Source organism: Flavobacterium sp. B330r, from assembly GCF_056824325.1.
Map to the genome: position 1 here is coordinate 2,751,542 of NZ_CP124860.1, position 21,718 is coordinate 2,773,259.

20 protein-coding genes and 2 tRNA genes are annotated in these 21,718 nt (G+C 33.4%); 11 read left to right on the forward strand and 11 right to left on the reverse strand.

The features are described 5' to 3' along the window. Positions 1 to 39: 39 nt before the first annotated feature. On the reverse strand, positions 40 to 858 hold the full coding sequence (gene map, locus QLQ95_RS12330; RefSeq protein WP_095928550.1) for a type I methionyl aminopeptidase: 819 nt from the start codon (positions 856 to 858) through the stop codon (positions 40 to 42). 236 nt (positions 859 to 1,094) lie between these two features. Here map and QLQ95_RS12335 point away from each other — a divergent pair, with 236 nt between their 5' ends. Next, the gene (locus QLQ95_RS12335) at positions 1,095 to 2,348 is read left to right on the forward strand and encodes a DUF445 domain-containing protein (protein WP_482503982.1); all 1,254 of its coding nucleotides are present in this window, start codon (positions 1,095 to 1,097) and stop codon (positions 2,346 to 2,348) included. A 228-nt stretch (positions 2,349 to 2,576) separates the two neighbouring features. Here the strand turns inward: QLQ95_RS12335 and gpmI are convergent, their stop codons facing one another. Together gpmI and QLQ95_RS12345 are read right to left on the reverse strand one after the other, a co-directional pair. Next, complete coding sequence (gene gpmI / locus QLQ95_RS12340; RefSeq protein ID WP_428238960.1) at positions 2,577 to 4,094, reverse strand: 2,3-bisphosphoglycerate-independent phosphoglycerate mutase; 1,518 nt, start codon at positions 4,092 to 4,094, stop codon at positions 2,577 to 2,579. A gap of 141 nt (positions 4,095 to 4,235) precedes the next feature. Then, positions 4,236 to 6,665 (reverse strand): DUF5916 domain-containing protein, encoded by a 2,430-nt coding sequence (locus tag QLQ95_RS12345; RefSeq protein ID WP_482503984.1) that lies wholly within the window; start codon positions 6,663 to 6,665, stop codon positions 4,236 to 4,238. A 302-nt stretch (positions 6,666 to 6,967) separates the two neighbouring features. Here QLQ95_RS12345 and QLQ95_RS12350 point away from each other — a divergent pair, with 302 nt between their 5' ends. Continuing rightward, the gene (locus tag QLQ95_RS12350) at positions 6,968 to 7,693 is read left to right on the forward strand and encodes a murein L,D-transpeptidase catalytic domain family protein (protein ID WP_320492789.1); all 726 of its coding nucleotides are present in this window, start codon (positions 6,968 to 6,970) and stop codon (positions 7,691 to 7,693) included. On the opposite strand, the gene QLQ95_RS12355 is transcribed toward QLQ95_RS12350, so the two are convergent. Together QLQ95_RS12355 and QLQ95_RS12360 are read right to left on the reverse strand one after the other, a co-directional pair. Then, the gene (locus tag QLQ95_RS12355) at positions 7,682 to 9,265 is read right to left on the reverse strand and encodes a L,D-transpeptidase family protein (RefSeq protein ID WP_482503986.1); all 1,584 of its coding nucleotides are present in this window, start codon (positions 9,263 to 9,265) and stop codon (positions 7,682 to 7,684) included. The two genes, QLQ95_RS12350 and QLQ95_RS12355, sit on opposite strands and share 12 nt — an antisense overlap. Position 9,266: 1 nt before the next feature. Beyond that, positions 9,267 to 9,704, reverse strand: a complete 438-nt coding sequence (locus tag QLQ95_RS12360) for a GNAT family N-acetyltransferase (protein ID WP_320492791.1) — start codon at positions 9,702 to 9,704, stop codon at positions 9,267 to 9,269. Between the two features lie 135 nt (positions 9,705 to 9,839). Between QLQ95_RS12360 and QLQ95_RS12365 the strand changes: the two genes are divergently transcribed. Further along, positions 9,840 to 9,912: transfer RNA gene (locus QLQ95_RS12365), tRNA-Gly, on the forward strand. 98 nt (positions 9,913 to 10,010) lie between these two features. Continuing rightward, positions 10,011 to 10,083 (forward strand) — tRNA-Gly (locus QLQ95_RS12370). Between the two features lie 168 nt (positions 10,084 to 10,251). Here the strand turns inward: QLQ95_RS12370 and pepE are convergent. Next, positions 10,252 to 10,959 carry a dipeptidase PepE gene (pepE, locus tag QLQ95_RS12375; protein WP_320492792.1) on the reverse strand — a complete coding sequence of 236 codons (708 nt, stop codon included), beginning with the start codon at positions 10,957 to 10,959 and terminating at the stop codon, positions 10,252 to 10,254. Positions 10,960 to 11,123: 164 nt separating this feature from the next. Between pepE and QLQ95_RS12380 the strand changes: the two genes are divergently transcribed. The 7 genes from QLQ95_RS12380 (at position 11,124) to QLQ95_RS12410 (ending at position 17,228) form a co-directional block, all read left to right on the forward strand. After that, positions 11,124 to 11,891 (forward strand): carboxypeptidase-like regulatory domain-containing protein, encoded by a 768-nt coding sequence (locus tag QLQ95_RS12380; RefSeq protein WP_482503988.1) that lies wholly within the window; start codon positions 11,124 to 11,126, stop codon positions 11,889 to 11,891. A gap of 61 nt (positions 11,892 to 11,952) precedes the next feature. Further along, positions 11,953 to 12,606, forward strand: coding sequence for a carboxypeptidase-like regulatory domain-containing protein (locus QLQ95_RS12385; protein ID WP_320492793.1), 654 nt, complete (start codon positions 11,953 to 11,955; stop codon positions 12,604 to 12,606). After that, the gene (bamP, locus tag QLQ95_RS12390; protein ID WP_095928559.1) at positions 12,596 to 13,351 is read left to right on the forward strand and encodes a BamP family beta-barrel-assembly machinery protein; all 756 of its coding nucleotides are present in this window, start codon (positions 12,596 to 12,598) and stop codon (positions 13,349 to 13,351) included. The genes QLQ95_RS12385 and bamP overlap by 11 nt, the downstream gene beginning before the upstream one ends. Beyond that, positions 13,348 to 13,854 carry a DUF6702 family protein gene (locus QLQ95_RS12395; protein ID WP_095928560.1) on the forward strand — a complete coding sequence of 169 codons (507 nt, stop codon included), beginning with the start codon at positions 13,348 to 13,350 and terminating at the stop codon, positions 13,852 to 13,854. Before bamP ends, QLQ95_RS12395 begins: the two co-directional genes overlap by 4 nt. Positions 13,855 to 13,920: 66 nt before the next feature. Then, positions 13,921 to 16,164: a M1 family metallopeptidase gene (locus QLQ95_RS12400; protein ID WP_482503990.1), complete on the forward strand. Its 2,244-nt coding sequence runs from the start codon at positions 13,921 to 13,923 to the stop codon at positions 16,162 to 16,164. A 153-nt stretch (positions 16,165 to 16,317) separates the two neighbouring features. Beyond that, positions 16,318 to 16,665: a Sec-independent protein translocase subunit TatA/TatB gene (locus QLQ95_RS12405; RefSeq protein WP_095928562.1), complete on the forward strand. Its 348-nt coding sequence runs from the start codon at positions 16,318 to 16,320 to the stop codon at positions 16,663 to 16,665. Further along, entirely contained in the window at positions 16,665 to 17,228 is a 564-nt protein-coding gene (locus QLQ95_RS12410) for a phosphatase PAP2 family protein (RefSeq protein ID WP_095928563.1), read from the forward strand. The genes QLQ95_RS12405 and QLQ95_RS12410 overlap by 1 nt, the downstream gene beginning before the upstream one ends. Positions 17,229 to 17,460: 232 nt before the next feature. On the opposite strand, the gene QLQ95_RS12415 is transcribed toward QLQ95_RS12410, so the two are convergent. The 5 genes from QLQ95_RS12415 to QLQ95_RS12435 form a co-directional block, all read right to left on the reverse strand. Continuing rightward, positions 17,461 to 18,180 carry a phytanoyl-CoA dioxygenase family protein gene (locus QLQ95_RS12415; protein WP_482503992.1) on the reverse strand — a complete coding sequence of 240 codons (720 nt, stop codon included), beginning with the start codon at positions 18,178 to 18,180 and terminating at the stop codon, positions 17,461 to 17,463. Between the two features lie 197 nt (positions 18,181 to 18,377). Further along, positions 18,378 to 19,019, reverse strand: coding sequence for an O-methyltransferase (locus QLQ95_RS12420; RefSeq protein WP_482503994.1), 642 nt, complete (start codon positions 19,017 to 19,019; stop codon positions 18,378 to 18,380). 110 nt (positions 19,020 to 19,129) lie between these two features. Then, positions 19,130 to 19,528 carry a hypothetical protein gene (locus tag QLQ95_RS12425; protein WP_250834024.1) on the reverse strand — a complete coding sequence of 133 codons (399 nt, stop codon included), beginning with the start codon at positions 19,526 to 19,528 and terminating at the stop codon, positions 19,130 to 19,132. 173 nt (positions 19,529 to 19,701) lie between these two features. Then, positions 19,702 to 20,253, reverse strand: a complete 552-nt coding sequence (locus QLQ95_RS12430; RefSeq protein ID WP_095928806.1) for a hypothetical protein — start codon at positions 20,251 to 20,253, stop codon at positions 19,702 to 19,704. Between the two features lie 11 nt (positions 20,254 to 20,264). Then, positions 20,265 to 21,716, reverse strand: a complete 1,452-nt coding sequence (locus QLQ95_RS12435; protein ID WP_320492801.1) for a hypothetical protein — start codon at positions 21,714 to 21,716, stop codon at positions 20,265 to 20,267. Positions 21,717 to 21,718: the final 2 nt, after the last annotated feature.

The window sequence follows — 21,718 nt, forward strand, 5'->3', positions numbered from 1 at the left end:
CGACAAAATATTATTTCGTGTTAATTTGTGAAATTTGTGTTATAATACCAAAGGAACTTGTCTAAATTCATCTTCTTCGTTGCTCTCAATTCCAAGGGCTTTGTAGATGTATTTGAAAGTTGACAGTAACTCAGGTTTTCCATCAATTAAAGCTACATCGTGCTCAAAATGTGCACTAGGTTTTCCGTCTGCAGTCAAGATTGTCCAGCCATCTTTAAGTTGTTTGATGTTTCTAGTTCCCATGTTGATCATAGGTTCGATTGCTACAACCATTCCTTCTACAAAAAGCTTTCCGCGTCCGCGTTTTCCGTAATTTGGCATTTCTGGTTCTTCGTGCATTTTTTGCCCAACACCATGTCCAACCAATTCACGAACTACTCCGTAACCGTGAGCTTCAGTATATTTTTGAATCGCATTTCCAACATCTTCTACACGATTTCCGGCTTTAAATTCTCTAATTCCAACGTAAAGAGATTCTTTAGTTACGCGCAAAAGTTTTTTAACTTCCGGTGCAACTTCTCCAATTTCGAAACTGTAAGCGTGGTCTCCGTGGAAACCATTTTTGAATGCGCCACAGTCAACCGAAATAACGTCACCATTTTTAAGAGGTGTATTATTAGGAATACCGTGAACAACTTGAGCGTTTGGACTCATGCAAAGCGAATTCGGGAAATCATACAATCCAAGGAAACTTGGAACTGCGCCATGATCGCGAATAAATTCTTCGGCTAATTTGTCAAGATATAATGTAGTTACTCCTTCTTTAATTTCAGAAGCAATCATTCCTAATGTTTTTGATACGATTAAAGCACTTTCGCGCATCAATTCGATTTCCTCTCTAGTTTTTTGGATAATCATATTTTTTCCATTTTTCAGTTCGCAAAAGTACAATTTTTATCTCATTTTTTATGTAATTTTTTTTCGCCACGAATTCACAAATTATCTCAAATAAAAATCTTTGAAATCGAATTTCACAAACTTCATTAATAAAGAATTTAAAGGTGAAGTTTTGATATAATTCGTGAATTCGTGGCTAATAACTCGTGAGGCTTTCAGAAAAAAGCCATAAATTAGTAGTGCAAATGTTTATAATTATGGAAATTTCAACTGATCAAGATATAGCTAAAGTAAAAGCATTAAAGAAAATGAAAGCAACAGCTTTGTCGCTTTTGGGTTTTGCGGTGCTTCTTTTTATAATTGCCATTTATTTTAAAATTCCAATACTTCAGGCTTTTAGTGAGGCGGCAATGGTTGGCGGAATTGCCGATTGGTTTGCGGTTGTGGCACTTTTTCGGCATCCTATGGGAATCCCGATTTGGCACACGGCGATTATTCCGACCAAGAAAAATGAAATAGGAGAAAACCTTGGAAATTTTGTTTCTGAAGAATTTCTGAATCGCGAAAAAATGGAGGTTAAATTGGACGAATTTAATTTTGCTGTTAAAGCATCAGATTGGATTTCAAACGAAGAAAATGCCCATAAAATAGCAAATGTTGTTGCCGTAAATATTATTCCCGGAATTTTACGAACAATAAAAGACGAAGATGTCAAAAGATTTATTCAGGTTCAATTTAAAGAAAAAATAGAAGGAATTAATTTCGGAAATTGGGTTGCTGTTGCTTTGGAACCTTTGCAAAAAGGAGAATTAAAAAATCAAATGCTAACGAACCTTCTCGGAGTTATGAGTGCCGAGTTGACAAATAATAAAGATTTAATTAGGCAAAAAGTAAAAGCTTCGACTCCGCTTTTAAGTTTCGGATTGGCAGATAAAAGCATCACAGAAGGTGTTTTTAATGGTTTGCAGGATTTTTTAAATGAAGCTAAAAAGCCTGAAAGTGCCGTTCGTTTAAAAATTGACGAATATATTTTTAATTTTTTGGAGAAAGTAAAAAACTCCGAAGAAATGAGAATTAAAATCAATGATATGATTTTGGGTTTTGTTGGAAAAAAAGAGGTTCAAGATTACATCAACGGAATTTGGGATGAAATAAAATTGTCTATTACAAACGATTTGAACAAAGGCGATGATTCTTCCATAAAAAATAGCATTTCAAATTTAATTCAAACTTTTGGAAACGGAATTAAGGAAGATCCTGTTATGATTGATAAAATCAACAGTTTTATAAAAAATGATTTGTTATCGGTTCTTTTAAATAACAAAAAAGTAATTGGAGATTTGATTTCGTCAACCGTAAAAAGCTGGGACGGAAAAGAGGTTTCTGAAAAATTAGAATTGGAAATAGGAAAAGATCTTCAATATATCAGAATCAACGGAACTTTGGTTGGTGGTGTTATTGGGCTTATTATTTATGGAGTGGAGCAGATTTATCATTATTTTATTGTTTGATAAAAAACATTTCCAAATATTGGGTTGTCAGGCTAAGCGAAGTCGAAGCCCATTTAAGTTTCCATAAGTCTTCGACTTCGCTCAGGATGACAATAAGAGTATGTATAAAATAGTTCTCGCAAAGTCGCAGAGACGCAAAGTTTAATATTCTTTGCGACTTAGCGTCTTTGCGAGATTTTTTTAAGTTCTATTTAATGAACTTATATAACTTATATGGTTTTAAATTTTCTACAATAATGAATGACAAGTCATTGCATTTGGCTGCTGAACTCCCATTAATTCTAAAATTGTTGGAGCGATATCGCCTAACACACCGTCTTGAATGCTTTTTAATTGTTTGTCAACTAAAATAATCGGCACTGGATTTGTTGTGTGAGCAGTATTTGGAGAACCATCAGGATTAATCATGGTTTCGCAGTTTCCGTGATCGGCAATTACGATTGTTGTGTAATCATTTGCAAGAGCAGCATCGATAACTTTTTTCGCGCAAGCGTCAACAGCTTCACAAGCTTTAATTGCAGCTTCCATAATTCCTGTGTGCCCAACCATATCGCCATTTGCGAAGTTTAAACAAACGAAATCAACTTCGCCTTTGTTCAATTCCGGAACAAGAGCATCAGCCAATTCGTAAGCGCTCATTTCTGGTTTCAAATCATAAGTTGCTACTTTTGGAGAGTTTCTTAAGATTCTTGATTCACCTTCAAAAGGAATTTCTCTACCACCAGAAAAGAAGAATGTTACGTGAGGATATTTCTCAGTCTCCGCAATTCTGATTTGTTTTTTGCCTGCTTTTTCTAAAACCTCACCAAGTGTTTCAGTGATATTATCTTTATTGTAAACTACTTTTACGTTTTGGTACGTTTCGTCGTAGTTGGTCAATGTTACATAATATAGGTTTAGTTTGTGCATGTTTTGCTCGTGGAAATCTTGCTGAGAAAGTGCTTCAGTAAGTTCACGTCCTCTATCTGTTCTAAAGTTAAAGAAGATCACAACATCGCCTTCAACAATTGTAGCAAGAGGTTTTGCATTTTCATCAACAATAACAACTGGTTCGATAAATTCGTCTGTTACGTCTTTTGAATAGCTGTCCAAAACACTTGCAACAGCGTTCGTTGATGGAGTTCCAACGCCATTTACCACTAAATCGTAAGCTAATTTTACACGTTCCCAACGTTTATCACGGTCCATTGCATAATAACGCCCAATAATAGAAGCAATTTTTACTGGGGTATCTTTAATATATTCTTCTAAATCATGAATGTATTTTCCTCCCGATTTAGGGTCAACGTCACGTCCGTCTGTAAAAGCGTGAATGTAAACCTGATCTAAACCGTATTCTTGAGAAGCATCGATTAATCCGCGAAGGTGTGAAGTATGTGAGTGAACACCACCATCTGAAACTAATCCTAAAAAGTGTACTTTTTTATTGTTGTCTTTAGCGTAAGTAAAAGCATCAATTAAAACTTGCTCTTTTGCTAAAGTTTTGTGTTCTACAGCTAAATTTATTTTGGCTAAATCTTGGTATACAATTCTTCCAGCACCAAGATTCATGTGTCCAACTTCGCTATTTCCCATTTGTCCTTCTGGAAGACCAACATTTAATCCGTCAGTTCTAAGTTGAGCGCTTGGGTAATTTTTGTATAGACTGTTTATAAAAGGAACATTTGCATTGTCTATTGCAGATACTTTAGGGTCAGGAGATTTTCCCCAACCATCTAAAATCATAAGGATAACTTTCTTGTTCATTACATTTTTGTTTTCTACAAATATAAGGCATTTCTAAAGTTTGAAACCTGAGGAATGTTACATTTATATTTAATAAAATGAACTATAAAAAAAAATATTGATTTAATTAAAGAAGCCTTTATTTTTTAAAATTAATTCACGCTAAGCTCTTTTTCTGACTTTATTTTTGACGGCATTGTAGTCAATAAAGTATTTGACACTTATAGAAAAGATATGTTTTAGGGCATCATTATTTAATAATCCTGCCACATTGTGTCTGTAATCTTTATCAATAACTCGTTCAAAATTAGCTGCATTATTTCGATATAGGGCCGAAAGCTGACTTCCAGGTGCAAACCACCAAGAATAAGATAAATCGGCATTCCAAGAATAGAAACTTGAATTTTTGTTATCAGTATATTGTGGATACGGACTAAGATTTCCGTTTGATTCTAAAGTCAGAATATCTTTATTGTCTGCATAAGACCAATATTGACGAACGGCCAGATTTATAGTCATGGCGCTGTTTATGGCATATTTTCCTCCTAAAGTATTAGAATACGTAATGACGTTTCGGTTGGCAAAAATGATATCATTTGGAGTGGCATCATTATCGTCGGCATCAATCTGATCGATGTAGCCTTTATTGTTGTTTTTTCTTAAATAACTAAAGAAATAAGTCAGTAAAAGTTTATCACTGAAACGATATCTCGGGCCAATATCAAAGCCGTATGTAATGCGTTCAGAGTCATCAAACACATTCAGTGTTCCGTTTAGATCAATCGCAAATTTATGGTTGTAATTGGTTGAAATGCTTCCCCAAGTTTCTATTTTTCGAGGAATTGTTACATACCTGTTGTCCGCACGCGGTTCGTAATAATCATTAATTTCTATAGGATAAAAAGTGATTCCGGTTCCGTAGTAATTATTTTTTACGGTAGTTAAATTTAAGTTCGCATTAACACTATTGTCCTGCAGTTTTCCAGATTCTTTGTTAAATTCGGTATACATATTATAATTGATTCTAAATGTATTAAAACGTTTAGTTGGATTTAGAATTCTATAATTGGCATTTCCGTAAAAGTTGTAATAATTGGTATAGAAATTAATACCCAAATCATTCGGATCATAATCTTTAGTAACAAAATCAGAACCAATGCTGTATCTGTAATTTCCACTGGTTTCGGCTAAACTTACAGTAGAATAAAAGCCATTTTTATCTTGAAGATCATTAATGTGACTGTATTTTACGTTTCCAAATAAGCTATAAGTATTTGCTTTTGTATTTAAATCCCAAGCCAGACCAGTAACATTTGCATCTCTAGTATGGCCATTTCGAGTTACATTGGTATTAATAAAAGTAACCGATGAGTTTTTTCTAAAACGCTGATCCAAAACCAATACATTATAATTGGTAAGTGGTTCTACAATTACTTGTCTTGTTTCGCCATTTTCGGTATTTTTTATGGTGGCAAAAGTTTTTTCTGTAACAGCATTTAAAACCCCAATTCCAAGTCCGTTTTTTGTTCTTCCTGATAATTTTAAAGCGTTAACTAAATTTACTGCGGCCGGCAATTCGGTAATTTCTTCATTTTCATTTAATGTCGGGTCGATCGATGGAGTGCCACCAATTCTTCTAGAATAGAAAATATTTCCTTTACTAAATAGATCTGTTCCTTCTGTAAAGAATGCTCTATTTTCGTTAAACTGTTGTTCAAAAGGGCCAAGATTTAAGATCTGATCGTCATATTTTGTCTGTCCAAAATCTGGAATTAAAATAGCATCAACTGTAAAAGCATCTGTTATACCGTATTTGATATCCATTCCGCCTTTAATTGTTCCGTATGTTTTTTGCCCCTCAGCAGCATTTAAATAATACGATGCATAAGGCATAAAGAACAATCGAGTAGGAGGTTTGATGTTTTCAATTCCTTCCAATGTTCCAGCCTGTTGTGTAAAAGTGCCAATCTTTCTGTCGACAAAATTCCAAGTATATTTATAACGGTCACGTTTAATTTCTCTAAAGAAATTGATTCCCCAGATTTGTTTGTTTTCTCCTGAAAAACGCAACGCCGAGTACGGAATCTTCATCTCAACCACCCATCCATTTTCTGCCATAGCGGCTTTACTGATCCAAACCGCATCCCAAGAATAATCTTCACCATTTGCATCGGTCATGATACAATCGCCTTGAACATCGGCCGCAGAAACGTAAAACATAAAGTCCTGTTGTCCGTCATTGAAGCCGTTTATAAAAACACCAAATAGATCTGCCGTTCCAAAATTATCACGCTGAGAGATTTCCTTTAAAATTTTAGAAGGCTCATCATCGTACATCATTGCGGCAATATAAATGGCGTCATTATTATATAGGACTTTTACTTCTGTACGTTTTTCATGCGGAATAGCTTTTCCATTGTCTGGCTCCAGCATGATAAAGTCTGTAGCAACTGGTACATTTTCCCAAGCAGGTTCATCTAGTTTTCCATCAATAGAAATAGTGTGCGAAGTTACTTGTGCCTGAATTGATTTTTTCTGGCCATAACTCCATACAGAGCATATTAGAAAACAGAAGAATAGGATTTTTTTCATTGGTTTTTTGATGCGAAATAAAATGCAAATGTATTTTTTTATAGTACAAATAGACTCTCTTTTCTTCTACTTGTTACAGTTTTTGTTTCAAGATTTCCATTTTTGTTTCATTTTTTTTAAGAAATAGGCCAAAATGTTGTGATTTTTTCTGTAAGGCAAAATCTTACAGAAAAAGCATTTTTATGTTAATAATGTTAAAGTTTAAGTAAAAAAGGCCTGAAAATCAGGCTTATATTTTGCAAGGCGTGATTTTTTTATATTTTTGCGATACCCAAATTTTTTGTTTAACCTAAAGAAATTCAATGATTTACAAAATTTATCCGCTATTTGTGTTTTTGCTGTTGTCTTTTGGAAAAGATTCAAAAAGCACACCCGACCTTAAAAAAAATGCCACTGTAAAAGCGATTGCTAAAGTCGAAAAAGTTACAGTAGATTCTAAAATCGAGAGCGTTTATAATTCATTAAATTCAAACAACTTTAAAATGCCCGAACTTAAAACTTTCTCGGAAGCTTTAAAAGGATTTTATTTGTTGAAAGAAAAAGGAGTGATTAAGAAAAATATCTTAACACTGATTGATTTTAGTTTGTCATCAAACTCCAAACGTTTGTGGGTGATTGATTTGACTAGCAATACCATTTTGTTTAATTCGCTTGTAGCTCACGGAAGAAATACGGGTGAAGAATTTGCTTCAGCATTTTCAAATCTTAATTCTTCATTTAAAAGTAGTTTAGGATTTTATGCAACTGGCGAAATCTATCAAGGAAAACATGGTGCTTCACTTCGTTTAGATGGCCTAGAAAATGGCGTAAACGACAATGCTCGCGAAAGAGGTGTTGTAATGCACGGTGCAGACTATGTATCTGAATCTTTCATCAGAGATCATAAAAGATTAGGCAGAAGTCAAGGCTGTCCTGCAGTTCCGGTTGAATTGACAAATGAAATTATTCAATTAATAAAAGACAAATCGTGTTTATATATCTATCATCCATCTAGAAGCTTTTCGATGGAGGAGAGGTTAATTTCTTAATTGATCATATAAATCCGAATCTAAATCATAAATATCAGCTCTGAAAATGAGCTGATTTTTTTTGCTCCATGCCGTCCAATACCATTGATATAAAGCATATTTTTTGGTAATCTTAAAGCTCATCGTTGTTTTGCTTGCAATAATTGTGTCGATTCTGTCTTGAGGCCAGTTTCCATCAACATCTAATATGTGTTGTGCTAGTTCTAATGGATTTTCAACACGCACACATCCAGAACTCATAGAACGATTATTACGTCCAAAAATACCACGGTGATTGGTATCATGCAGGTAAACACTGTGATGGTTTGGGAACAAAATTTTCATTAATCCCAACGAATTATCAGAACCAGGGCTTTGTACGTAACGATAATTATTAGGTTTGTTTTCATTCCATGCCATTGGAGAAACTACCTTTCCAGAAGTATCATAAATCGTAATATTTTTATTGGCTAGATAATTTCGGTTTCTTTTCATTGCTGGAACGACATCTTCTTTTAAGATCGTTGGAGGAACAGTCCAAGTTGGATTAAAAACAACCGTTTTTAAAAACGAAGTAATAATAGGTGTTCTTCTTTTACTAGTTCCTACCACAACATTTCGAACCAAAGTCGTGTCCTGACTTTCAACAACGTTTAAGCTGTAATCGGGAATATTAATAATGAAATAATTTTCAGCCAATTCTGACGGATACCATCTCCAGCGCTCCAAATTGGCAATTATCTGTTTTTTTCTGCTTTCTTTAGAATAGTTTAAAGCGCGGATAGTTCCTACTCCGATAACGCCGTCAGAAGCTAAGCCATGTCTTTCTTGAAATCTTTTAACGGCTTCAAAAGTTTTTTGATTGTAAATTGTTGTAAGGCTGTCTTTTCCTGACATATCGTTCCAATACAAAAGCCTTTTTTTGATGTTTATTAAAGCAGGATTAGTATCGTTTAAAACGATTTTATCAGCAGCTTCAATCGTTTTTACATGGTCATCTGGAAAAGTGTTTATGATTTCAAGTGCTTTTAGCAACTCTTTGTAAATTTGTGTTTTAGGCTGAATGTTTTCAACAACGCTGTCCAATTTGTTTTTGTTGAATCCTTTAATTAAAACAGAATTTACATCAAATTCCTTCGCGTCCAAATCCCAATTGGTATATAATTTTTTAGGGTCTAGCTTTCCTTTATATATATGATTTAGATATTTCTCAAAATTATAAGTCAGTAAAATGTCATAAGCGGCCAAATCTTTATCGCTAAGTGTAGTCACTTTGCTTTCAAATTTTTTAAGCTGAGATATTTTGTAATCTTCTGGCTCTAAGCCTAGTTCTTCAGATTTTTCTAATTGTAATAAAACAAAAGCTCTCTTTTTAAGATTTCCCCAAACCGTTTGGTTTTCAGATGCAATATAGAATTGTTTCAACGTTTCGCTTTTAAAAACATTTATCGTTGCAGTATCTATTTCAACTTTTCTCTCATCAGTAAGTATAATTGCTGGCACCTTTTTTTTGACAATGGGTGTGATTTCGGGGCGCTCTTTTTTGCAGCCCACAAGAATACATATTACTACTAAAAAGTAGATTTTTTTCATATTATAATTTTTTAAACATCAAATAATGTTCGCCAACATCTTTAATATCAAACGATTCTCCTACTGTTTGGTAGTTCATTTTTTGATAAAAGCCTACGGCGGCTGTTCTTGCATTGAACCAAATCAGATCCACTTGATTTTCATTGCAATAGGTTTCACAATGTTTTACCAAAGCTTCTCCAAATCCCTTTTTCTGATGGGTGTCTAAAACCGCCATCCCACGAATTTGCGCCTGATTTTGTGCGGCAAATATAGTGTTGATTTTGTCAAATAATGAAATAATTCCTATTAAATCTTTATCCTCAAATAAACCAAAATGATGAGTAGACTCTAAATCATCGCCTTCAAACACGCAACTTTCGATAGGTTTTCCTTTTCTTAATACAGGTTGGCGAACAGCGAAAGTTTCTTTTGACGTAATTTCTTTAATTGTGATCATGATTTTTTTTAAAAATATTGCATTTATAACTTTTTAATTTTAAATCAGTTATAAATAATTGTTGTTTTTTATTAATTTTTTTTGCCGAAAAGCTTGTTTTTAACTGAACTTTCTTTCTATATTTGCACAACCAATGCGAAAGTAGCTCAGTTGGTAGAGCTCCAGCCTTCCAAGCTGGTTGTCGCGAGTTCGAGCCTCGTCTTTCGCTCTAGAAAACAAACTTATTAGTTTTGTTTTTGTGAAAATAAAATTTTTGATTTTTATTTGTTTTTAAAATTAAAATTTTTAAATTTGCACCCGGTTAATGCGAAAGTAGCTCAGTTGGTAGAGCTCCAGCCTTCCAAGCTGGTTGTCGCGAGTTCGAGCCTCGTCTTTCGCTCTTCAAAAGCCTCAAACATTGTTTGAGGCTTTTTTGTTTTTAGACTAAGCCTAAATTCCAAATATTTTTAAAATTGCTTCGCCTGTTCACTATCGCTCGGGTCCAAATTCCAATTCTGTATTCCTTATGTTGACTTAATTTTGGAATTTGGAATTTTAAAATTGGATTTTACTTTAAATCGCTTAAGTCGCTTTCTGGTTCTAATTCTTGCGCTTCTTGATTTTGTCTAAACAATCTCGCAGATAAAGAACCTTTCAAAGTAATTTTTTCGCCTTTTACTTCAAGCCAGCTTCCTTCTCTTAAGCCCAAAACCGGAATCGAATTGAATGCATGAAATTCTTTAATTCTTGTTTCGCGAGTTTCTCCCATGTGTTTAGATTGCAAATCGGCATCCAGATAATGCGGGTTTAAGTTGAATGGAATTAATCCTAAAGTCTGAAAGCTTGGAGGATAAATAATAGGCATGTCATTCGTAGTTTGCATTGACAAACCGCAAATATTGCTTCCTGCGCTTGATCCTAAATAAGGCGTTCCATTTTTTACAGTTTCAGAAAGTAACTGCATAATATTATTTTTATAAAGCTGGGTAACCAGTAAAAACGTGTTGCCTCCACCTGTGAAAATTCCTTCCGCATTTTTTACAGCATCTTGCGGATTTTCAAATTCATGAATTCCTTTAACATCAATGTTGATGCTCGCAAAAGCTTCCGCAGCTTTTTGGGTATACTCATCATGCGAAATTCCGCCAGGACGCGCATACGGAATAAATAAGATGGTTTTACAGTTTTTAAAATGTGTTTTTAAAGTAGGTAAAATATATTCTAAGTAGTTGCCTCCGTGTAAAGTAGAGGTGCTTGCAATAATAACGCTTTTCATGATTTTTTAGACTCAAATTTTGTTTGTTAAAGATATTAAAAACTCTGTTTTTGTCTAAGTTTTTAATGGTTTAATTAACATATTTTTACGAAGTCATTAGTATTAAATTTGGAAGGACTTGAGATATTTTTACCGTTTTAAGAATATTTCTAATTTATTTTATTTTGTTTCAGAAAATTACTTGTTTTTTAATTGTGGTCGCGGGCCAGGTTTGTTGGTCTCAAAGTGAAGATCGTTCCGTTTTGAATGGAAAAGTGGTTTCGAGCACTTTAGATTTGGAAGGTATTTATGTGATCAATGCGCAAACAGAAGAAACAGTAACAACAAATGCGTCTGGATCTTTTTCAATCTTAGCAAAACCAACTGATGTTCTGGTTTTTTCTTCAATAAGTTTTAAAGAAAAAAGAGTGATGCTGAAACAAGAAGATTTTTCAAATCTTAATTTTGCCGTTAATCTTACTATGATTATGTATCAATTGCAAGAGGTTGTGGTAAAACGGTATGATAATATTAATGCCGAAAGTTTGGGGATAATTCCTATGGGGCAAAAGAAATATACTGCAGCAGAACGTAAATTGCAGACGGCGACTGCGTTAAATGCTACTGCAAATGCGGGATCAATGGCCGGCGGTTCTATTTCTGCAGATCCGTTGCTGAATTTCTTTTCAGGAAGAACAGCTATGCTTAAGAAAGAAGTTGCGGTTGAGAAAAAGGAATTTTTCATAAGGCTTCTAGAAAACATGTTTAGTCTGGATCATTTTATTGACCGATTAAAAATTCCGGCAGATTATGTAAAGGGATTTGAATATTATGCGATAGAAAATGATAAGTTTACGGTGATATTGAACTCTAAAAATAAAACTTCTACAGAATTTCTTTTAGGAGAATTGGCTGTAAAATATAAAGAAATGATTGCTGGTGAGGGTAAATAAGATTATATCGATTATTGTTTTTCTTTTTTTTGTTCAGGTTGGTTTTGGGCAAAAAACAGATTTGAAGTTATTAGTGGGAAGAGTGCAAGAACAGTCGACCTCGATTGAAGGTGTTAATATTATAAATAATGCTACACAAGCTGCTACGGTTTCAGATTCTGATGGTAATTTTTCGATTGCAGTGCATGAAGGAGACGTTTTGGTTTTTTCTGCTGTAAACTTAGAGCCTGTTAAGCGAAGAATATCGGCAGAAGATTTGACTGTTAGTTCTTTGGTTATAAAAATGACGGCTAAGGAAGTGGAGTTAAAAGAAGTGATTGTCAATGAAAATGCGAATATAACGGCTGAGAATTTAGGAATTATTCCGTACGGGCAAAAAAAATATACGCCTGCAGAACGAAAACTTTATACTGCAAATTCGACTTCTGTAGATAAGTTGTTAAATGCGATTTCGGGACGAACTTCGATGCTGAAAAAAGAGGTTAATGTAGAGAAAAAAGAAGCGCTTTTTAGAAAATTGGAATACCTTTTTGAGGAGAATTATTATACAGATAGATTGAAAATTCCAGTTGATGATATTAAAGGATTTCAATTATTTTGTGTGGATGATGCTGATTTTGCTGTATCTTTGAATATCAAAAACAAAACAATGAGTATGTTTTTAATCACAGATCTAGCAAGAAAATATCTAACAATTCTCGAAAATGAAAAATAAATTAGGAGTACTCGTTGTATGCTTATTTTGTCAAATTGTATTAGGACAAAACGGTTTCAGGAAACCATTACACGGTCAGGTTATAAATGATTTTTTAGCCATAGAAAGTGGTTATGTAATGAATATTAATGCTAATGTTAGGACATTTATTGGTTCTGGCGGTTTATTTGATATTGTTGCACAGCCAAAAGATACTTTATTATTCTCAGGCCTTACATTTCAATCAAAAAAAATAGTTTTAACCGAAAAAGATTGTGCTGAGATCCTTTTAAAAGTAAAATTAGATTTAGTTAATAATCAGCTTAAAGAAGTTGTTGTTCATAAAGAATTAAAAGTAAAAGCGTTACAAGGCGGTTCGCAGAAATATGTAGATATGCAGTTTGAAGACGATCAACAGTCTACTGCAAAAAACAATGCAATGCTTTCTGATCAGACTATAAAGTACGGAACTGATTTTGTTCGAATATTTAAAGATGTCAAAAAACTTTTGAGTAAAAAAGACGAAGTAAGAGAGGAAGAAGTTACAGATATTGCTTTTGTAGAATACGCTAAAGATAATTTTACAAAAGATTTTTATTCTAAAACGCTTAATCTGAAAGATGACGAAGTAGAGCTTTTCTTAATGTATTGCTCAAACGATCCGCATTCTAAAGACTTGGTAAATCCGGATCAGAAGTTTCAGTTAATGGATTTTATGATTAATAAGAATAAAGAATTTAAGAAAGCTGAGGCTACTCAAAAATGAAAAAAAAGTTAGTTTTCCCTTTGCTGGGAGTTTTGTTTGTATTGTCTTCGGCATTTGCTTTTCATAAATTTTATGTTGGTGTTTTTCAGGTAAATTATGCGGCAGAAAAGAAAATGCTGCAAATTACTTCCCGCATTTTTATTGATGATTTGAATAATGCAATGGAGAAAAAGTATCACAAAAAGACATTTGTTGGTACAAGCAAAGAAACTCCGGCAGATGTTGAATTATTAAAAAAATATTTATCAGAACACTTTCTGATAAAAGTAAATGGACAATCAAAAGCAATAACTTTTTTATCCAAAGAAGTCGAAGCTGATGATGTTTTGGTCTGTTATTCCAGAATTAAGGATGTAGATAAGTTTAAAACACTTGAAATTTCAAATACGATTTTGGTAGATTGGAATTCAGAACAGCAAAACATTACACATATTTCAGCATTTGATACGAAAAGAAGTGTTCTTTTTACAGAATCTTCAAGGAAAGAATTGTTAAAATATTAATGTATTGGTAAAATTAATGTTTTAATTACTATTTTCACAGCCTAAAGAAATTACCATTAAAAATTTATGAAAAAACTTTCATTATTATTACTTTTTCCTGCAATGTTAGTGGCGCAGGATAAAGCAACAACCACACCAACCAAACAACAGGGAAAGTACGATACGAACAAGTTTAGCCAAATGTACGATTTGCTGGCAACACCAAATATGTTTCGTACGGCTTCTGGAGCTCCAGGACCTGCTTATTACCAACAGCAAGCAGATTACAAAATTGATGTTGAATTGGATGATAAAAATTCAAAATTAAGCGGATCTGAAACTATTACCTACACTAATAATTCACCAGATAGTCTGGAGTATTTATGGGTGCAGTTAGATCAAAATCAAGCAAAGGCTAATACGCAAAGTACATTGGCAGAAAGTGACAAAATAAGTCAGGTTCTTCCATTGGATGGGTTTTCTTCTAAATATTTGAAAAAAGATTTAGAGCGTGGTTTTAATATTGAACAAGTTAAAGATGCTAAAGGAAGTGCATTGTCTTATACGATCAACGAAACCATGATGCGTATTAATTTGACTTCACCATTAAAACCAGGAGAAAAAATTTCTTTCTCAATAAAATGGTGGTACAATATCAATAACTATAGAAAAGAAGGCGGTCGTTCAGGATACGAATTATTCGAGAAAGACGGAAATAAATTATATGTAATCGCACAATTCTATCCAAGAATGGCAGTTTACAACGATGTTGAAGGGTGGCAGAACATGCAGTTCTGGGGAAGCGGAGAGTTTGCTCTTCCTTTCGGAAACTTTGATGTAAATATTACAGTTCCTGCAGATCACGTGATCGATGCAACTGGTGAATTAATGAATAGAAGCGAAGTCTTTACTGCTGAACAAGTTAAGCGATACGAGCAAGCTCAAAAATCATTCGACAAACCTGTTGTTATTGTAACGCAGGCAGAAGCAGAAGCTGCTGAAAAAGGTTTTTCTGAAAAGAAAAAAACATGGAAATTCAGTGCAAAAAATGTTCGTGATTTCGGAATTGCTTCTTCTAGAAAATTCATTTACGATGCAATGGCTGTGAAAATTGGAAACAGAATAGTTATGGCAGAATCTGTTTATCCAAAAGAAGCAAACCCACTGTGGGGAGAAACTTCTACAATGGTTGTAGCGCATACTTTAAAAAGCTATTCTTCTCATACTTTTGATTATCCTTATCCAAAAGCAGTTTCTGTTTCGGCAGAAGATCAAGGAATGGAATATCCAATGATTTGCTGGAATTATGGTCGTCCAGATGAAAATGGAGTGACAAGTAGAGAAGTTAAAAACGGAATGATTGGAGTTATTATTCACGAAGTTGGACATACTTTCTTCCCAATGATTGTAAACTCAGATGAGCGCCAATGGACTTGGATGGATGAAGGTTTGAATTCATTTTTAGAGTATCTGGCAGAGCAGGAATTAGATCCAAATTTCCCTTCAAGAAGAGGTCCAGCAAAAAATATCGTTCCTTACATGAGCGGTGACCAAAAGTTCTTAGAGCCAATTATGTCAAACTCTGAGACCATTCACCAATTTGGAAATAACGCTTACGGAAAACCAGCTACAGGTCTTAATATTTTGAGAGAAGTAGTTATGGGAAGAGAATTGTTTGATCACGCATTCAGAACGTATGCAAACAGATGGAAGTTTAAGCACCCAACACCAGAAGATTTCTTTAGAACAATGGAAGATGCTTCTGCAGTAGATTTGGATTGGTTCTGGAGAGGATGGTTCTACTCAACAGATTTTGTAGATATCGGAATTAAAGATGTAAAACAATATTACGTTTCAGATACGCCAACTACAGATATTAAAGATGTAAAAGTTAGAAAAGGACGTTTTGGTTTTGAAAAAGGACCTTTTGTTTATTTAGTTTCTGGAGATAATGCAGAAGTAAACGATTCTAAGAAAAAAGCTTTAAAAGTGCAAGATTTCAAGTCTTTGGCAGATTACGTAGATCAGACTTTTACTGCTGAAGAAAAAGCTTCTATTAAATCTCCTAAATACTTCTATGAAGTAGAATTTAACAAGCCAGGCGGAATGATTATGCCTATCTTAGTTGAGATTACTTATGAAGATGGTTCTAAAGATAATTACAAATATCCAGCACAAATCTGGAGAAAAAGTAATGATACGGCTAGAAAAGTTTACGCTACTACAAAAGCAATTAAGAGCATTCAAATTGATCCACAATTGCTAACAGCAGATATTGATGTGACCAATAACTCTTGGCCAAAAGTAGAGACAAAGTCAAAATTTGACTAAATAAAATAGAAATTAATAAAATGCTCATCAGGTTTATAAAAGCTTGATGAGCTTTTTTATTTTAACTAAATGTATTTTCAAGGACTTTTTAAGTTAATTTTAAAACTCTAACCTGAAAAGTTTAATATCTTTGCGACAACAAAAATAAAAGTTATGTTTGGTATAGGAGGAGGAGAATTAGTTTTCATACTGTTTATAGTGCTAATGCTTTTTGGTTCTGATAAAGTGCCAGAAATTGCACGTACAATGGGAAAGGCTATGGCTCAGTTAAAAAATGCAACTAATGATATTAAAAGTGAAATTCAAAAAGGAGCAGAGGCTAATGGTCTTGACGCGAAATCTTTGAATGATATTACTGGAAATATCAACGCAGAAATTGATAATGCAAAATCTAATTTGCTTGGAGATACTGGAAACCTTTTAGGAGACACTACAGCTGAAATCGAAAAAGTAAAAGAAGATATTGATACTCTTTCTGGACCTATTAAACGCCAAATGTAATGCTTGAAAAAATACAGGAATTAGATAAAGATCTTTTAATCTTTCTTAACGGATTAGGTTCTGAAACATACGACAAATTATGGCTTATTATTACCAATCAATTGTATTGGACGCCATTTTTTCTATTACTATTCTATCTTATTTATAAAAAAATAGGAGGAAAACAAACCCTGTATTTGTTGCTTTTTATAGCTGTTCTAATTGCTTTTACAGATCAGACCTGCAATTTATTCAAACACACTTTTCAGCGTTTGAGACCATGCAATGATCCAGAAGTAAATACAATTATTAGAGTTGTTCAGGTTAGAAAATCGTATAGCTTTTTCTCTGGACATGCTGCTAACACTATGGCGGTTGCAACTTTCTTGTTTTTGATTTTAAAACGCTATTTCAAATATTTCGGATTCATATTTCTTTGGCCTTTAATATTTGCTTACAGCCGAATTTATTTAGGACTGCATTTTCCAGGCGATATCCTTACGGGATATTTCTTCGGAGCACTCTTCGGATTTTTACTTTATTTAGTTTATAGAAAACTAAAGCCGCAGTATTTTCCAGGATAGTTCTTTTTAAAGGTGCTAAGGTTTTGAGATTCTGAGACACTAAGTTTTTTTTAAGTGCTAAGATTCTGAGATACTAAGTTTTAAAGATATATATATTATAAATTGCCTCCAGCTTTAGCTGGAGGTTTTTTTATGGGTAATTAGTGTAAAACTTAGTATCTTAGAATCTTAGCTTCTCAGAATCTTAGCTTCTCAGAATCTTAGCTTCTCAGAATCTTAGTATCTCAGAACCTTAGTTAATGATTGTTTTTTCGCTCCATTCCAAACCATTTGGAAGTTGCTGTTTGCTAAATTCAATATGAATGACTCTTCTGCGTTCGTTGTTTGTGGTTTTGTTCGATGCATGAAATAATAAGGGTTTCATGATCATAATACCGCCTTTTTCGACTTCACAAATTGTTTCTTTTTGATTTTCAAAATCTAGATTTTCAATTCGTAAAATCCCTTTTGCATGAGAATTATTAATCACTTTTAAAGCGCCATTATCTTTAGTCGTTTTATCGATATGAATTCTTATAGTGAAATTATTTTCTAATATTTCTGTAGGTGGCTGAACCGCAAATTGATTTTGTTTTACAGTCCAGTTTTCAAAATTTTCCGCTTCAATTTTTTGGTCAACAGAAATCGTTAAATCCTGATGATAAGCCACAAACCAATTCGATTTTTCCGGTTTATCAAAGTAGATAGATTTTGTTATAAAAAAGCCTTCGCCAAAAGTAGATTCGATAATATCCTGCAGTTTTTCATTAAAAATGAAAGGAAGTGTTTCAGGTATTTCTTTATGAAATTGTCTAATCGCAAATAAATCCTGAGACTTTCTAAAAGTCGTATTTTCTTGATTATCTGCAGTTTTGTTTTCAATCAGCAAAATTAGATTCTGAATTTCATTTTCTGTAAAAACATTATTTATGATTGAAAAACCTTCAGCGCTTATTTCTGTGTTATAATTCATCTTTAATAGTTGTTGAATTGCCTCCAGCCTTAGCTAGAGGAAGCCCTTCATCTTAAATTATGTTCCTGCATTTCTAGAGGAAACTCAATAATATATTCATTCAGTATAAAAACTTAGAGGCTCAGGATCTTAGAACCTTATCATCTTTTTAAAAAACTTAGAATCTCAGCATCTCAGAACCTTAGCATCTTAAAAAATCACAATACTCTAGAAACCGTCAACCCATCACGAATTGGCAATAGAACGGTTTCTACTCTTGGATCGTCTTTTAAAAGCTGATTGTATTCTAAAAGTACTTTTGTGCTAACATCATTTGGGTGGACTGGCTCTAGGATTTTTCCGCTCCACAAAACATTATCAGATAAAATGATACCTCCCTTATTCATTTTTGGAACAATCATTTCCCAGTAGTTCAAGTAGTTTTCTTTATCAGCATCAATAAAAACCAAATCAAATTTTAAGTCTAAATCTGGAATAATGTTTAATGCTTCTCCTAAATGCTGAAAAATCTGTTCTCCCCAAGGAGACATATCAAAATATTTTCGCTGAAAATCGATTAATTCTTCTTTGATGTCAATGGTGTGTAGTTGACCATTTTCCTGCATTCCTTCGCATAAGCACAAAGCAGCATAACCAGTATAAGTTCCTATTTCAAGAATATTAACCGGACGAATCAATTTTGACAACATACTTAAAACACGTCCTTGAAAATGACCGCTGAGCATTCTAGGCAAAAGTATTTTCTGATACGTTTCTTTATTAAGTTTGGCTAGCAATTCTGGTTCATTTTCAGAATGCTGTTCGATATAATCTTCTAATTCTTGTGATATAAAATGCATGTTGTAGTATCTTGTAATTGGAAGGCAAAAATACAAAAATATCTGCTTGCGATTGGGCATAAAAAAACCATTCGTTTTGCGAATGGTTTATTTTAAGATTTAAAAAGGCTTTATTTTTTCAAAGCTTCGTTTACGTCTTTGGCTGTTTTTACAGTTCCGTCTTTGGCTGCTTTAGCCGCATTTTCAACTTTTTCAGCTCCTTTTTTAGTAGCATCTTTTACATCAGTTGCCGTTTTTTTAGCTGCATTTTCAACATCGTTTGCCGCTTTTTTAGTAGCGTCTTTTACATCTTGAGCAGCAGTTTCTGTAGCATCTTTTGCTTTAGCAGCAGCGCCTTCTGCTTTGCTTACAGCACTGTCTTTTACTTCTTCGATATCTGTTGTAAGAGAATCAACTTTATTGCCTAGCGTTAATTCATCTTCGGCTGGTTTATTTTCTTTTTTTTCACATGACTGAACAGCAAATGCTAATAAGGCAATAACAGCTAAACTTAAAATTTGTTTTTTCATAATTACATTTTTTTAGGTTGATAAAACTTAAAGGTTAAATGGCTGAAAATAAAATTACAAATTTTAAAATGATTGAGCTCTTTGTAAGATTATTTTTCTTTTAAGAGCAAAACAATTCTTGTGCCAAATTTTGACTTTTTTAGCTTGGTGTTCATTTTTTTCTACAAGAAAATTTAGTTTTTATATAAACTGAAATTAATTACAATGTCGTCTTTTACTTTAATCAAGCCAGCCATTTTTACTGGTGGTTCCAACTCAATATCAGAAAATTTTAAACTAAGCGTTCCTTGAATCTTATCATCAGTATTATATAGTATAAAATCTTTGTATTTGAGCGTCTTGTCGGTTATGAAAAAGTTGAGTCTGCATTTGTAATTCTTTCCCATTGGCTTTATGTCGCTTATAGAAACAGTGCTGTTTGGGAATTGTTTGACTTTTACCGTTCCTTGCAAATCTTTGGTCATTACCTTATTGCCACAATCAAATTTTGACATTTTGATATCAGTATTAAAGGTGTTTTTTTTAACTGAGTTTACATAAACAGTATCCTTTATAGCAAAGGTATTGGAGCAATTATATTTACCAACTGTAGATAGTCCTGTGATTTCTATTTTAATTTTATTAATTGCCACAGCGCTATCTTCTGCGAAAAAAGTGGGTTTAGCACTTCCTAGTAAAAAGAACATTGCTAAACCCATTATTAATATTTGAAATCTCGTTTTCATTTTTTTTTATATTAGAACGCAATGGTTGCTTCGAATACTATACCTTCAAACTTACCGCCATAAAAGTTGTTTACATTTCCAGTAGCAGGATCTCCTACAAACTGTGAATAATCTTTATATTTTTGATTCACGTAGTTTAATTTAGCCAAAATGTTTTTCGTCATAAACCAACCAGCACTTGCTTCAAATTTATCTACGGTAACCTTTTTAGCATCAGCATTAGATAATTTTCCAGATACGGTATTGTATTTTCCTCCGATATAGAATTGTTCAGTTCCTCCAAATCTGTAAATAAGTTCTGAAGCATATTGATTAGCAGTACGTTTTTCGTCAGTACCCGCTTTATCTCCTCCTGAAGCTAATTCGATTGTTCCGAAGAATTCAAGTCCTTTATATTTCACAAAAGGGTTAATCATATATGTAGTAGCCCAGTTTTTGAAATTAGGATTGAACGTTGCCTCTGGAGTAGATGTTTTACTGAAACTAGTAGGAACATCAGTAGTAGTTGTAGAAATAACAGTACCATTAGCATCGGTCTTAGTAATCGTATTTTTATAAGCGTTATTATTCAATATACCCCAATAACCAAATCCTGATCTATTAGCAGAATATATGTTTGCGTTACCAAGATTTGCATTATGGTAATAAGAACCAGTTAATCTTACTCTTAAATCTTCATTAAGCTGTTTGTCATAACCCAATTTAGCTAAGATTGAAGGGCTATGTGTTGTATTGGTGTTTGGACCATTAGTATAAAAAACTTCCTCATTACTTTGATTTAAATTACCATTTGTAACACCTAACATGCTTACCAATCCATTTCTGTTGTAGTAAACCTCCATACCCATTTCTGTAGTGAAAGAATACATGATGTTGTTTCCAACAAATGCATTTCTGATGGTATTACCATTATCAGAACCTCTAAAGTGAGCATCACCAAAATTGTTCTCCATTTGTCCAATTTTAATGGTAGCATATTTCATTACATCAGCCAAGAAGTCTTTTTTGATGAAGTCTAACTTGTCAATTTGTAAGTATCCACCTTTTACATAAGAATCATTGTGGTGTCTTGAAGCTAAATAAACATCTAAATTTACTCGTACTCCGTCAAACAATTGTGCACCAATATACATATCAGCTGCAGGAAGAGTAAAATTGTTTTCAGTATTCATTAAACGATATCCAGTAATTGTTCTAGTAATAGTCCCGGTAGCTGTAGTGGTCGTAGTCGTAGAACTAGCAGGTTGGTTGTTGAATGAATTTGTTGCTTGAAAATCCATGTTGAAGGCACCACCAAAGTCAATGCTAAGGCCTTTAAATTCTCTATTGTCTTTTTGTACGTCAAAAACGTTGATGCCGTCTTTCCCTCTAGAAATTTGGTTTTGCATGTTTCCAAAGCTTACTTGTGCATTTACAGCGAACGTACTTATTACTGTAATAAATAGGATATAAATCTTCTTCATGG